14 protein-coding genes are annotated in these 14,606 nt (G+C 38.6%); 7 read left to right on the plus strand and 7 right to left on the minus strand.

The window, feature by feature from the left end:
• Nucleotides 1–10: 10 nt before the first annotated feature.
• The 5 genes from ruvA to aspS form a co-directional block, all read right to left on the minus strand.
• Nucleotides 11–631, minus strand: coding sequence for a Holliday junction branch migration protein RuvA (ruvA, locus tag GWI59_RS02820; protein ID WP_072064017.1), 621 nt, complete (start codon nt 629–631; stop codon nt 11–13).
• Between the two features lie 103 nt (nt 632–734).
• The gene (gene ruvC, locus GWI59_RS02825; RefSeq protein WP_006536599.1) at nt 735–1,256 is read right to left on the minus strand and encodes a crossover junction endodeoxyribonuclease RuvC; all 522 of its coding nucleotides are present in this window, start codon (nt 1,254–1,256) and stop codon (nt 735–737) included.
• Nucleotides 1,257–1,380: 124 nt separating this feature from the next.
• Nucleotides 1,381–2,136, minus strand: coding sequence for a YebC/PmpR family DNA-binding transcriptional regulator (locus GWI59_RS02830; RefSeq protein ID WP_006536597.1), 756 nt, complete (start codon nt 2,134–2,136; stop codon nt 1,381–1,383).
• Between the two features lie 27 nt (nt 2,137–2,163).
• Nucleotides 2,164–2,598 carry a dihydroneopterin triphosphate diphosphatase gene (gene nudB, locus GWI59_RS02835; RefSeq protein ID WP_161671505.1) on the minus strand — a complete coding sequence of 145 codons (435 nt, stop codon included), beginning with the start codon at nt 2,596–2,598 and terminating at the stop codon, nt 2,164–2,166.
• A gap of 3 nt (nt 2,599–2,601) precedes the next feature.
• Nucleotides 2,602–4,386 carry an aspartate--tRNA ligase gene (gene aspS / locus GWI59_RS02840; protein WP_006536595.1) on the minus strand — a complete coding sequence of 595 codons (1,785 nt, stop codon included), beginning with the start codon at nt 4,384–4,386 and terminating at the stop codon, nt 2,602–2,604.
• Nucleotides 4,387–4,651: 265 nt separating this feature from the next.
• Between aspS and GWI59_RS02845 the strand changes: the two genes are divergently transcribed.
• The 5 genes from GWI59_RS02845 to GWI59_RS02865 all read left to right on the plus strand — a co-directional run bounded on the left by GWI59_RS02845 (nt 4,652) and on the right by GWI59_RS02865 (nt 9,719).
• Entirely contained in the window at nt 4,652–5,050 is a 399-nt protein-coding gene (locus tag GWI59_RS02845; RefSeq protein ID WP_006536594.1) for an MAPEG family protein, read from the plus strand.
• Nucleotides 5,051–5,237: 187 nt separating this feature from the next.
• Nucleotides 5,238–5,990 carry a carboxy-S-adenosyl-L-methionine synthase CmoA gene (gene cmoA / locus GWI59_RS02850; RefSeq protein WP_072064240.1) on the plus strand — a complete coding sequence of 251 codons (753 nt, stop codon included), beginning with the start codon at nt 5,238–5,240 and terminating at the stop codon, nt 5,988–5,990.
• Nucleotides 5,990–6,964, plus strand: a complete 975-nt coding sequence (gene cmoB, locus GWI59_RS02855; RefSeq protein ID WP_109847395.1) for a tRNA 5-methoxyuridine(34)/uridine 5-oxyacetic acid(34) synthase CmoB — start codon at nt 5,990–5,992, stop codon at nt 6,962–6,964. Before cmoA ends, cmoB begins: the two co-directional genes overlap by 1 nt.
• Before the next feature lie 129 nt (nt 6,965–7,093).
• Complete coding sequence (locus GWI59_RS02860; protein WP_006536590.1) at nt 7,094–7,909, plus strand: hypothetical protein; 816 nt, start codon at nt 7,094–7,096, stop codon at nt 7,907–7,909.
• 235 nt (nt 7,910–8,144) lie between these two features.
• Nucleotides 8,145–9,719, plus strand: a complete 1,575-nt coding sequence (locus tag GWI59_RS02865; RefSeq protein ID WP_109847394.1) for an ATP-binding cassette domain-containing protein — start codon at nt 8,145–8,147, stop codon at nt 9,717–9,719.
• A gap of 56 nt (nt 9,720–9,775) precedes the next feature.
• Here the strand turns inward: GWI59_RS02865 and cutC are convergent, their stop codons facing one another.
• Together cutC and GWI59_RS02875 are read right to left on the minus strand one after the other, a co-directional pair.
• Complete coding sequence (gene cutC, locus GWI59_RS02870; RefSeq protein ID WP_109400513.1) at nt 9,776–10,528, minus strand: copper homeostasis protein CutC; 753 nt, start codon at nt 10,526–10,528, stop codon at nt 9,776–9,778.
• A gap of 154 nt (nt 10,529–10,682) precedes the next feature.
• Nucleotides 10,683–11,237 (minus strand): VOC family protein, encoded by a 555-nt coding sequence (locus GWI59_RS02875; protein ID WP_006536584.1) that lies wholly within the window; start codon nt 11,235–11,237, stop codon nt 10,683–10,685.
• Nucleotides 11,238–11,409: 172 nt separating this feature from the next.
• On the opposite strand from GWI59_RS02875, the gene argS reads away from it, so the two are divergent.
• Complete coding sequence (gene argS / locus GWI59_RS02880; RefSeq protein WP_109847393.1) at nt 11,410–13,140, plus strand: arginine--tRNA ligase; 1,731 nt, start codon at nt 11,410–11,412, stop codon at nt 13,138–13,140.
• 91 nt (nt 13,141–13,231) lie between these two features.
• Nucleotides 13,232–14,574 (plus strand): IS3 family transposase gene (locus tag GWI59_RS02885; protein ID WP_442958892.1). Its coding sequence is split into 2 segments (ribosomal slippage): nt 13,232–13,682 and nt 13,682–14,574, totalling 1,344 coding nucleotides; the frame shifts between segments, so codons are not numbered across the junction.
• Nucleotides 14,575–14,606: the final 32 nt, after the last annotated feature.

Raw genomic sequence — 14,606 nt, forward strand, 5'->3', positions numbered from 1 at the left:
TGTGTTACTCCTAAATAGCCGCGCGTAACGCTTCTCTGATAAGCGTCTCACTATCTGTACCCAGTTTTGCCACTTTGCTGATCATTTTTGCAGCTTCTTGTGGTTTATAGCCTAACGCGATTAATGCAGCAGAGGCTTCGGCTTCAATATCAGCCGCTTTTGGTGCTTTAGATGGAGTGCTTTCTGGTAACTCGATATCACTATTTTCGAATAAATCACCATTAAGGCCTTTAAAACGATCTTTCATTTCAACCACTAAACGCTCGGCTGTTTTCTTACCGACACCCGGTAATTTTACTAATGAAGAGATAGATTCATTTTCAATCGCGGTCACAAATTGACGAGCCGACATACCCGATAAAATAGCGAGTGCCAGTTTTGGGCCGACGCCATTGACTTTAATTAATTCACGAAAGAGTGCACGCTCTTGTTTTTGGTTAAAGCCATAAAGTAATTGAGCATCTTCACGTACGATAAATTGCGTATAGATAATGGCTTCTTGGCCAATATCAGGCAGTTCATAAAAACAGGTCATTGGCATATTGATTTCATAACCCACACCATTACCTGCCTCGATTAGCACCACTGGTGGCTGTTTTTCAAGAATAATTCCTCTGATACGACCTATCACCCTAACGCCTCCGCAAAAATAATTACGTCAAGTTTATAACATAAAAAAAGCTGGACGTATATCCAGCTTGTGAAAAACCAAAGACATTTACCAAGATAACAACTTATCTTAACCGACCTCGCGTTAAAACCAGACGCGGATCACCCACACGTAATAAATTTTGGTTAAAGTGACAATGTGTAATTGCAATCGCCAACGCATCGGCAGCATCTGATTGTGGTGCGGCAGATAATTTTAATATTGAACGCACCATATGCTGTACTTGGCTTTTTTCGGCTGCACCCGTACCCACAACGGTCTGTTTGACTTGACGAGCGGCATATTCAAAAACAGGAAGATCGTTATTAACGGCAGCAAGTATTGCTACACCACGCGCTTGCCCAAGTTTAAGTGCAGAATCGGCATTTTTAGCCATAAATACTTGTTCAACCGCAAACACATCTGGCGAAAATTGAGTAATGATTTCGCTGACACCAGCATAAATACGTTTAAGTCGATTAGGAAGGTCGGGAACTTGTGTGCGAATACAACCACTTCCCAAATAGATAAGTTGTCGCCCTTGCTGTCGAATTACGCCATAGCCTGTAACACGTGAACCGGGGTCTATACCTAGAATGATAGCCATATCAATTCCTGTTGCCGATATGGTCGATGGCGAGAGAAAAGAGCAAAAAAGTCTGCTCTGCTCTTCTCTTCGCACTTTTAATAACAGCGTTAAACACCGTTATTTTCGATAATCGTTAGAACGATTACAGGATATCTTCCAGTTGTTTTGCAACTTCATCTGAGATATCACCGTTGTGATACACTTCTTGTACATCATCACTGTCTTCTAACATATCAATAAGACGCATTAATTTTGGTGCAGTTTCAATATCTAATTCTGCTTTAGTCGATGGGATCATTGAAACTTCGGCTGACTCAGCAACAAAACCTGCTGCATCCATCGCATCTTTTACTTCACCAAAAGATTCTGGTGTGGTGTATACATCAATAGCGCCATCATCATAAGTTTCAACGTCATCCGCACCTGCTTCTAACGCCGCTTCCATAACAGCATCTTCATCAACACCCGGTGCGTAAGAAATAACACCTTTTTTGGTGAAAAGATAAGAAACTGAACCATCCGTTCCTAAGTTACCACCTGTTTTGGTAAATGCATGGCGAACATCGGAAACAGTACGGTTACGATTATCACTTAAGCATTCAACCATCACAGCAGTACCCGCAGGGCCATAGCCTTCATAGATGATAGTTTCCATATTATCATTTTCATCATTACCCACACCGCGTGCAATCGCACGGTTTAAGGTGTCACGAGTCATGTTGTTTGATAATGCTTTATCAACTGCCGCACGTAAACGCGGGTTAGTTGCAGGATCACCACCACCTAAACGTGCTGCTGTAACTAATTCACGGATGATTTTAGTGAAAATTTTACCGCGTTTCGCATCTTGCGCTGCTTTACGGTGTTTTGTATTGGCCCATTTACTATGACCTGCCATGAAATATCTCCAAACGTGGTCTAATCATTAAATAACAAATTCTTCAATCGCTTGCTGATTACTGGCGGATTTTGTTAGTTTTGCCGCCAGTGGCGCGTCTAGCCATTGGTATTGAAAATGCTCAGTTAGCACAATATCTCGCTCTGCGGGCAGTGCTAACGTAAACCAATGCTCCTGACAATGAGTAACATCGGGTGCATAACGATGCCGAAAATGTGCAAAAATTTCAAAAATAATTGAGCGATGGCAATCCACCAACTCAAGATTTTCTTTTATGATATCAATTCCAACCTCTTCTTGCACTTCACGCAACGCCGTTTGAAAAGGGGTTTCGCCCTCTTCTAAACTGCCAGTCACAGATTGCCAGAAATCAGGATCATCTCGACGCTTTAGCATAAGCACCCGTTTACTTTCTTTTGCATAAATAACAACTAAAACGGATATCGGGCGCTTATATTTCATCATTTACTCTTTATCTTCGCTAACTTCTTTTTGAGTTACTGCAATCGCTAACTCTTTTAAAGCATCTTCATTAGCAAAGCTTGGTGCATTAGTCATTAAACACGCGGCAGCTGTTGTTTTAGGGAATGCAATAACATCACGAATGTTATCAGTACCCGTTAACAACATCACTAAGCGGTCTAAACCAAAGGCTAAACCTGCATGTGGTGGCGTACCAAATTTAAGAGCCTCTAATAAGAAACCAAATTTCTCTTGTTGCTCATTCGGTGTAATACCTAAAATACCAAATACCGCTTGTTGCATTTCATTACGGTGAATACGTACTGAACCGCCACCTACCTCATAACCATTAATAACCATATCATACGCATTTGCCACAGCACCGACTGGGTGTGCAGTCAATTCAGCTGGTGATAAGTCTTTTGGTGAAGTAAATGGATGGTGCATTGCACTTAAACTACCGGTTTCTTCATCTTCTTCAAACATTGGGAAATCGATAACCCATAATGGTTTCCATGCATTTAAGTCAGTCAGTTCAAGATCACGACCCACTTTCAAACGCAGAGCCCCCATTGCATCACTCATAGTGCCTTTACGTCCCGCACCAAAGAAGATTAAATCGCCATCCGTTGCACCCGTTGTTTCTAAAATAGCGTTAACAACATCATTAGTCAGGAATTTGGCAATTGGGCTTTGTACCCCTTCAATGCCTTTAGCACTTTCGTTGACTTTCATCCACGCAAGGCCTTTAGCGCCGTAAATGCTAACAAATTGGGTATATTCATCGATATTTTTACGGGTTAATGATGCACCACCTGGTACACGCAATGCAATAACACGGCATTTTTCATCGTTGGCTGCTTGTGCAAACACACTGAACTCAACATCTTTGACTAAATCAGCAATATCTTTGAGTTCCATTGGGTTACGTAAATCAGGTTTGTCTGAACCATAACGGCGCATTGCTTCAGCAAAGGTCATGACAGGGAACGCACCTAAATCGACATTAAGAATATCCAACCATAATGCGTGGATCATACGCTCCATCACTTCGCGCACTTGATCTGCACTCATGAAAGAGGTTTCAACATCGATTTGTGTAAATTCAGGCTGACGGTCGGCACGTAAGTCTTCATCGCGGAAGCATTTTACGATTTGATAGTAACGATCAAAGCCAGACATCATTAACAGCTGTTTAAAAAGCTGTGGTGATTGTGGTAATGCGTAGAATTTACCTTTGTGTACACGACTTGGTACTAAATAGTCACGCGCACCTTCTGGTGTCGCTTTTGTCAGCATAGGGGTTTCAACATCAAGGAAACCTTCACCATCCATAAAACGGCGAACAAAGCTTGTGATTTTAGCTCGGGTTTTTAAGCGATCTGACATTTCTGGGCGACGCAGGTCTAAATAACGATAAGTTAAACGACGCTCTTCAGTATTTGTTTGATTGCTATCTAACGGTAATGGCTCTGAACGGTTAAAAATAGACAGAGATTCTGCCGCTAACTCAATTTCACCTGTTGCCATATTTTTATTAACTTGGCTATCAGGGCGAGCGCGTACTGTTCCTGTGACTTGAATACAAAATTCATTACGCAGTTCTGAAGCCTGAGAAAATGCCTCTTTCTGCTCTGGGTCAAAGAAGACTTGAACAATACCTTCGCGATCTCGCATATCAATAAAGATAAGCCCACCTAAATCACGGCGACGGTTAACCCAACCACAAAGAGTCACTTTTTGGCCCACATGGGCGCTATTCAACTGCCCACAATAATTAGTACGCATACAATATCCTTTTACTCAGCTTGTTGTGCTTTCTGCTGCGGAAATTTTGGCAATAGTCTTTTTCGAGTAGTGTCAAAAAAAAGGCAGACATTATAACGAAAATTCTTTCCGGAGATAAGAGTATAGACCTAGTTTATATGATACATCTTTTCAAGGATTTGCTAATCCCCAAACAATTAATTAATAATAATTATTTATAGCGACAGAAGTCGCTTTGAGGTTTATCATTAATTCGCCGTTTTTTGGCTTTGGCAATGGAGAAAAGATGGTTAGCTCGCTTTATATCATACTGGGCGCACTGTTATTGATTAAATTGTCCCTCAATGTCGTAAAACTCAGAACACAATATCGGGTTGCTTATGGCGATGGTGGCTTTTATGAATTACAAACAGCCATCCGTGTTCACGGCAATGCAGTAGAATATATCCCCATTTCCATGATCTTATTGCTGGTGATGGAAATGAATGGTGCTTTTGTTTGGATGGTACACATCTGTGGCTCAATTTTAATCGTAGGTCGCTTTTTACACTCTTATGGATTAAAACATCGTGAACTTAGCTGGCGTCGTTCAGGAATGGCAGCCACTTACTTATCAATGATATTGATGATCATTGCTAATATTTATTTCCTTCCTTGGATACAAATCTTTTCCTTTTATTACTAAGTCCTCGTGGAAATAACATGATCATCCATGATCAAAACTGACATCCTTGCTGTTGTGTCTAATAACGGCAAGGTATCAAAAAGGTTTATTTATTTTTCCCAATTTCTTTCTAAATAATGCAACTTTGTGAGCACCGTCGCTTCTGGTAGAATGCGTGCTTCTTTTATTCCTTAAATCTATTTCAGTTATGTCGAATTCAAAATCATCACAACAAGACAGCTTATTTGCAACACCCATTGCTAACCTTGGTGACTGGCGCTTTGATGAAAAAGTCGCCGAAGTGTTTCCGGATATGATAAAACGCTCAGTACCCGGTTACTCAAATATCATCTCCATGATTGGTATGCTTGCCGGCCGCTTTGTTACGCCCAATAGCCAAGTCTATGATTTAGGCTGTTCTTTAGGTGCAGCAACCCTTTCTATGCGTCGTAATATTGATGTAACAGGCTGCAAAATTATTGGTGTTGATAATTCACCGGCTATGATAGAACGTTGTCAACGCCATATTGATGCCTATAAAGCAGATACCCCCGTCGATATTATTGAGGGGGATATTCTTGACATTGAGATCAATAATGCTTCAATGGTCGTGCTTAACTTTACCTTACAATTCTTAGCACCAAGTGATCGCCAAATATTATTAAACCGCATTTACCAAGGCCTTAACCCTGGTGGTGTGTTAGTACTTTCTGAAAAATTCAGTTTTGAAGATAAAGAAATTGGTGAATTGTTGTTTAATATGCACCATGATTTCAAACGTGCTAACGGTTACAGCGAATTAGAAATTAGCCAAAAACGTAGCATGTTAGAAAATGTTATGCTGACAGACTCTGTTGAAACCCATAAAACTCGCTTGCATAATGCTGGCTTCCCTCATGCAGAAGTTTGGTTCCAATGTTTTAATTTCGGCTCTCTTTTAGCGATTAAAGGCAATAACTAATGATTAATTTTGGCTCGTTCTATCAACTTATTGCGCAAGATGAGCGCTTATTTCATTGGTTAGATACTTTACCTGCTCAATTATCAGAATGGCGCTCAAATGCGTTACACGGTCACTTTTCTTCATGGGAAAGAATGCTCGATGGTTTGCCCGAAATAACCCCTACAGAACTTGATTTAAAAAATGGAGTGATTGCCAATAAAACACCTTCATTAAGTGCTGGCGAACAACTGGGTTTAAATAATATTCTGAAATCCTTAATGCCATGGCGAAAAGGCCCATTCTCTCTTTATGGGGTCGATATTGATACAGAGTGGCGTTCAGATTGGAAATGGGATCGTGTTTTACCTCACCTTTCTCCTCTTGAAGGCCGTTTAGTATTAGATGTCGGTTGTGGCAGTGGCTATCACATGTGGCGAATGCTAGGTGAAGGTGCTCAGTTTGTTGTGGGAATCGATCCTACTCAACTTTTTTTATGCCAATTTGAAGCCGTCAGAAAATTATTAGGGAATGATCAACGTGCACATTTAATTCCTGTTGGTATTGAACAAATGCCGGAATTAAAAGCCTTTGATACCGTATTTTCAATGGGTGTACTTTATCATCGTCGTTCACCACTTGATCATTTATGGCAATTAAAAAATCAATTAGTTTCGGGCGGTGAGTTAATATTAGAAAGCCTCGTTGTGGATGGTGATGAATTCCAATGCCTGATCCCTGGTGAACGTTATGCGCAAATGCGTAATGTGTATTTTATTCCATCTGCAAAAATGCTAAAAGTTTGGCTAGAGAAATGTGGCTTTAAAGATGTGCGTATTGTCGATGAAAACACAACTTCTCTGGATGAACAACGTAAAACAGATTGGATGGTCACCGATTCATTAGAGGCATTCTTAGATGCTGATGATAAAACAAAAACAGTTGAAGGTTATCCCGCCCCTAAACGTGCGATATTAATTGCCACTAAGCCTTAATTTTTTATTGAGATCTAAAGGGATATCAAGTTATTCAATATCCCTTTCTTTCATAATATTCATCTTGTTTTTTTATTAAAGACACCTTATACGCCCTCTTATTTTGCAGATGAACGATTAAAGAAATCTATGGCAAAGACACCAAAGAGCAAAGTTGCTACTCAAAAAGAAATAACACAAAAAAAACAACACGCTCTTTTACAAAAGAATAAGCGTCAGAAATATAATGATCCTATCTTTTCGTCCTTTGTCGAAACCACATCAGCAAAACGCCTTCCATTAACGCCATTACAACGAGGTGTTCAACTCTTTTTTTCATTATTTGACTATGCCACACAACTTTTATATATCGTGTTTATTATTACCGTTTGGTGGTTTCCTGAACATTTCTCAGTTCAAACAATTTATAATCTAACCGTTCTATTTTTATTTGAGTTTATTCTCGTGCATTCTGGTGTTTTTATGGCTGCATTTGCTCGTACTAAACTTGTTTTTGCTCTTATTCCCTTTTATGGAATATTTGCTCTTATCATAAATAGTATGATTATGGGTGATGAAAACCTGATTATTTGGCTTTATGCTGTAATTGTTGCTAATCGAATTATCAGTGGTTATCAAGTAAAAACTAAAGAAGAAATGGGAAAGAATTTATTCTATTCTGCACTATTAGTTTTAAATTTTATGCTATGCCTTTTTTCTGTCATGATTTTTAAGTTCTTAGTCCCTTATGGTGGGTTAACGCCCCAATATTTAAATGAAATTAACTATCTTTATTTAATTCCACAGCATAGCGATTATTTTAATATTCCACATGTTGGTATGGCTTACGGCACATTATTCTACGGTATTCCTTTAGCTTGCATTACCTATATTAATATGTCATCGATATATAAACGCATAATATTCAGAATAAAAGCTCGTAAAATAAGAGCCACACATAGATAACCTTATTCTGAGCTTGTTGTTCATCTTTATTCATGCTTAAATGCATGCGTAATCTCTTCAATTATTTCTCTTTTTAAGAAGGCACTTCCCTACGATGAACTAAATTCTGCCAGAAAATTTTTCATATACCTTTTTGGGTATTCATTTTCTGTTACTGGCAGACAATAATTTATTTCGTCGCATCTAGAAAAAGATCTCGGCTGTCTGCCACCTATTTCGCTTAGGAGGTATTACTATGACAATAGCCTGTCACTTCTCACAACTTACTATCGAGTTTAATCAAGCACGTCTTTTTCCGCCATTAACTCGCTCATTGGCTTGTCAGCAAAATGCATTAATCGGCCATAACGGTAAAGGGAAATCCATACTACTAAGATTATTAGCACAAAAAATAACGCCTTCAGCAGGGCAAGTTAATTGGAATATGCCTTTTGTTCACGTTGATCAATTAACACGATTACAAGGTAATACACTTGCTCAAGCGTTAGATATTCATGAAATTTATCAAGCATTCCAACGCGTTGATGCAGGCATTGCTACATTAGAAGATATTGAGTTGCTTGATGGCAAATGGCAACTTCCTGTTACGTGGGAGAATTTATTAGATTCAGCACAACTTCCTGTCGCATTAGATACCCCTATTGCGCATTTAAGTGGCGGAGAACAAACACGTTTAGCACTTTGCCGTGTATTTTTACAAACAGAGAGTTTTCTTCTTTTGGATGAGCCAGATAATCACCTTGATTATCAAGGTCAACAATGGCTAGTAAAACAGTTGGCTCAGCACAAAGCTGGCTCTCTTATTGTTAGTCACAATCGAAACTTGCTTTCATATGCTGATACCATTCTTGAATTAAGTGAGAAAGGTTTATTTGAATATGGTGGAAATTATACTTTATATGAGACACAAAAACGTGCAGAAATAGCATCGTTGGAAGCAGCAAGTGATCGACTAAATAGCCAAATTAAAAATGAAAAACGCCAACAACAAGCCACCTTGCAAAAAACAACGCAACGAAAACGACAAGGCGAGTCAATTAGGAAAAGTGGCTCTCAGTGCTTACTTTTATTAGATATGCAAAAAAATCGAGCAGAACAACGCCAATCAGCCGTAGCAAAACGGCATCTGCGTGTAATAGAAGATATGCAATCTAAAAAACAAGGTGTCGATGAAGAAAAAATGCATGTTCATCAGCAGAAAATAGTCTTGAATTATCAAAGCGATGGACATCGCTTAAATATATTTGTGGATAATCTTCAGCTTCCGTATGGTTATCAACACCCTATTTCATTTTCAGCTTATGGAAACGAACATTGGCATATTAAAGGTAAAAATGGATGTGGCAAATCAACGTTATTAAAATGTTTGATCGAGCAGTGCGCACCACTTGCTGGTGAATTTCGTCTCAACAAAGATTTTTGTTATCTTGATCAACATATTGCTTTACTTGATAAAACATTACCCGTTGCACAAGCACTACACCAATATCAACCCGCTATTTCTATCGAGCAATGGAGAACACGGCTGGGTATGTTAAGGATCAGAGGTGATAAATCATTACTCCCTCTAGAAAAACTAAGTGGTGGCGAACAATTAAAAGCAACATTATTGGCTTTAACACATAGCCCCAAGCCACCTGCAGTATTATTATTTGATGAGCCAGATAATCACCTTGATATCGAATCTAAACAACTATTGGAAAATCTACTCGTTGAATATCAAGGCACATTATTACTGGTTTCCCATGATGAAACCTTTGTTGAACATTGTGGTATAACACATACTTTAGTATTAGATGAAACTGCATAAAAAAACTGCGCAATAAAAGGCGCAGTTTTAAAATCGGCCACTAAAGTTAATTAAAACTAAGAGGCTAATGGCGCATAAATACTCATAATATCTTTCATCGCTTCAACGGTATCTTCATCCACACAATAATGGGTAAACTCATCAACTTCACTGTCTGAGCTCATTGTGACACCGGCTTTACGATAAATCATGGTTGAAGGTGCCACTTTTCCTGCTGAGCTATGTATTTCCTTTAATCCTGTATCTAGGAATTTTTGGATATTGCTAAGCCTTACACCAGCACCCGCCATAATTATAGGGCCTTGTGTTTTTTCATTTAACGTTCGTAATAATGGCAGACCGAGTTCTGCATTCGGTTGCTGTCCTGACGTTAAAATACGAGAAACCCCCAGCTGAGTCAGTTGTTCTAACGCTAATAATGGATTAATACACATATCAAAAGCCCGATGAAAAGTAATGGCCAATGGACCTGCAAGTTCCATTAAAATTTCCATTTTAGGCAAATCAATATGCCCTTCTTCATTTAAAAGACCAACAACTGCCCCTGAAAATCCCATATCACGGATCAGACTAATATCATTTTTCATTGCTGAAAAATCAGCCTGTGTGTAACAAAAATCTCCCCCTCGAGGGCGAATAATAGGATGAACGGGAATACGAACCAGATCTCTGACTTGTCTTAGCATTCCAAAGCTTGGCGTAATACCTCCTTCTGCCGGACTCGTGCACAGCTCTATTCTGTCTGCACCAGCTCGTTCTGCTACCAACGCACATTCAGCGCCAAAACAACAAATCTCCAATGTAGCCATATCATCCCTCTCCATCCTTAATAAAGAAAGTAATCAGAAAATAAATATCATTTCTCAGCGATTACTAACAATAGTTGTCGAATATCGTGATTCATTCAATTCCACTATCAGAATTTTGTGCTGACACAAGCAAACTATTTTCTGAAAGTGTCGTTCAACACTCACTTTCTACGATTTCAAGTAACGAATAAGGATGATACTTCACAGTGACTTTTCCATTAGAAATAGCCACCGTTGGATTAGGTAAACGCTCTTTCTCACCTTTAGGTTCACTGATTTTTAAGCTCACATTCTCCGGTAACATTTGGGGTAAAAAAGACATGACTCTACTTACTAACTCGCTTGGTTCGACGGAGATCACTTGCTCAATATGCTCCCAACCTTGATATTCATATTTTTTATTTGTGGGAAAAGGCAGTTCAACAATTGAAACTGATTGATTTAAAATCGTTAATGGCGTCTCTAATTGAAATAGATATATTGGGCGCCCATTAATCACATTATCAGAAATACACTTTCCACACTGACTTAATCCTATTCGCCACTGCTCTGCCAATGCCAATTCGTGACAACGTAACGACACATGATCAGTGGGATAAATAGCTAAATCCATACCTAAACTATCGGCCAATAGTGTCATATTTTCTTCAAACAAAGAAAGCTCACGAGTTAAATCATTTAATTGAGAAATTGAAGAAAATAACGCCATTTTGAATAACCTTAATGAAAAAACAGAGAAAAAACCTTAAAGATAAGGTCGAGATGGTAGCATGTTCTAGCCGGAATATGTTATAAATTCAAGGTTAATCCTAATTCTTTATAAGAAACCTGTCAGACTCTTGTCGTCAGGTTTTATTTTCTCAATAATTTAAGGTAACCCGGTGAATATTCAGGCTTTTCTTTCAGAAAAAATCAGTGTGGCAATGTGTGCTGCTGGCGCACCCGCTGATAGCGAACCTCTTGTCCGTCAGTCAGCCAAAGTACAATTTGGTGACTATCAGGCAAATGGTGTCATGGGAGCTGCAAAAAAAATGGGGATCCCACCCCGACAACTCGCAGAAAAGATCTTAGAAAAGCTTGATATTACGGATATTGCAGATAAAGTTGAAATCGCAGGCCCGGGTTTTATCAATATCTTTTTATCTCCGCAATGGGTTGCAAAGCAAGCTGAAGACGCATTAGTAGATGAACACCTAAACGTAACCCCCGTTGAACCTCAAACTATTGTTATCGACTATTCATCCCCAAATGTTGCGAAACAGATGCACGTTGGTCACTTACGCTCGACCATTATTGGTGATGCAAGTGCACGTACTTTATCTTTCTTGGGTCATAATGTTGTTCGTGCTAATCACCTTGGTGATTGGGGTACGCAATTTGGTATGTTGATTGCGTATTTAGAGAAAAAGCAGAATGAAAATGCCGCTGATATGGCATTATCTGATCTCGAAGAGTTCTATCGTGAAGCGAAAAAACACTATGATGAAGATGAAGTATTCGCAGAACGTGCCCGTAATTATGTTGTGAAATTGCAAAGTGGTGATGAATACTGCCGTACAATGTGGCGCAAACTTGTTGATATCACAATGCAACAAAACCAAGCAACTTATCAGCGTCTTAACGTCACGTTAACCGAAGATGACATTATGGGTGAAAGTCTTTATAACCCAATGTTACCTGGTATTGTTGCTGACCTAAAAGCAAAAGGCCTTGCTGTAGAAAGTGAAGGTGCAACGGTTGTTTTCCTTGATGAATATAAAAATAAGGAAGGCGAACCTATGGGTGTTATCGTTCAGAAAAAAGATGGCGGCTATCTATATACAACGACAGATATTGCTTGTGCAAAATACCGTCATGAAACATTACATGCTGATCGCGTACTTTATTACATCGACTCTCGTCAGCACCAGCATTTAATGCAAGCTTGGACGATTGTTCGTAAAGCAGGCTATATCCCTGATTCAATGTCACTTGAACACCATATGTTCGGTATGATGTTAGGTAAAGATGGTCGTCCGTTTAAAACTCGTTCCGGTGGCACTATTCGTTTAACCGACTTACTCGATGAAGCCCAAGAAAGAGCTCGCGCATTAATCGCTGAAAAAAATCCAGATATGGATAAAGACGAATTAAATAACGTTGCTCGTGTTGTGGGTATCGGCGCAGTTAAATATGCGGATTTATCTAAAAATCGTACAACAGATTACATCTTTGATTGGGATCTGATGTTAAGTTTCGAGGGTAACACAGCACCTTATATGCAATATGCTTATACTCGTGTTGCTTCAATTTTCAAACGTGCAGACATTGATGAAAATGCACTAACGCAACCTATCGTACTAACACAATCTCATGAAAGACAGCTTGCATTGCGTTTAGTCCAATTTGATGAGACGATTATGCAAGTTTCTCGTGAAGGAACACCTCACGTTATGTGTGCTTATCTTTACGATTTGGCACAAGCTTTCTCTGGCTTTTATGAAAACTGCCCTATCTTATCAGCTGAAGATGAAAACACTCGCCAAAGCCGTCTAAAACTAGCTCGTTTAACCGCGAAAACCTTAAAACAAGGTTTAGATACTTTAGGTATTGAAACAGTAGATAGAATGTAATCATCACTGTTTTTAATAATAGTGATAAAAAAACCGGTGGTTAATTGAACTGCACCCCAAAAGTTGGACACCAACTTTGGGGTGTTTTTCTATGGCTAAATATTCTCTTGATTTTAAACTAAATGTGATTAATTTTTATCTCAAAGGCAATAGTCGTCTATCGACGGCTAAGCATTTTTCTATTAATGATTCTCAGGTTCGTTGCTGGTGCTCCGCTTATCAATTGCATGGTATTGAGGGAATTAAGCCTCGAAAATCCAAAGTAATCTATTCTCTTGAGCTAAAAATGCATATATTGTCTCACATGACAAAACATTCGCTTTCTGCCAGAGAAACAGCTGCTCTTTTTAATATTCCAGCCTTTACCACTATATTGGAATGGAAAAATATTATGGATATTCATGGTATTAAAGCACTAGTCCCCAAGAAAAAAGGAAGACCTACATTGACTAAAAAGAAAAAAGAATTACCTAAGGATGACAAAGATAAATCGGTTAAAGAACTTTTAAAGGAACTTGAGTATTTGCGTGCTGAGAATGCTTGCTTAAAAAAGTTACAAGAATTGCAGGAAACAAAACGACGGTAAAACAACGTGTTGCTGTCGTTAATCAATTAAAAATGATTTATCCGGTTTTGGTTTTATTACGTGCGCTTTCTTTATCAAAAAGTACGTTTTATTATCACCAAAAAAATAGTCATAATTCAAAAGACAAATTATTAAAAGATAAAATAAAGGAGATTTATCATCAACATAAAGGTCGATATGGTTATCGAAGGATCACTGCTGTACTGCGAAATGAAGTTGTTATTAACCATAAAAAAGTACAGCGGTTAATGCAGGTTCAGGGACTAAAATCTATTGTAAGACCTAAAAAATATCGCTCTTATAAAGGCCAATTAGGTCGAATTGCTGATAATCATCTCGAAAGAAATTTTAATGCCAGCAAGCCTAACGAAAAATGGGTTACTGATGTCACCGAATTTAAGGTAAAAGGTGAAAAGCTTTATCTTTCGCCTATTCTTGACTTATTTAATCAAGAAATTGTTTCCTATCAGATAGCTAGACGTCCTCATTACAACATGATTGAGCAGATGCTTACCCAAGCCTTTTCAAAATTGACTCAGAGAGGTGAGCTGATACTGCATTCAGATCAAGGATGGCAATACCAAATGAGCCATTATCAAAATAGCCTTAAGAAACAAGGAATTATTCAAAGTATGTCACGAAAAGGAAATTGTTTAGATAATGCAGTAATCGAGAATTTTTTTGGCATATTAAAAACAGAATGTTTTTATACAAAGCAATTTAGAGATTTGGATGAACTAGAAGAAGAGCTTCATGAATATATCAAGTATTACAATACTGAACGGATCAAGATAAAATTAAAAGGACTGAGCCCAGTTCAATACCGAACTCAGTCTTTACCTAACTAATTTAAACTGTCCAATAAATTGGGGTCAGTTCA

Source organism: Proteus sp. G2673 (assembly GCF_009915125.1).
GTDB classification, from domain to species: domain Bacteria; phylum Pseudomonadota; class Gammaproteobacteria; order Enterobacterales; family Enterobacteriaceae; genus Proteus; species Proteus penneri.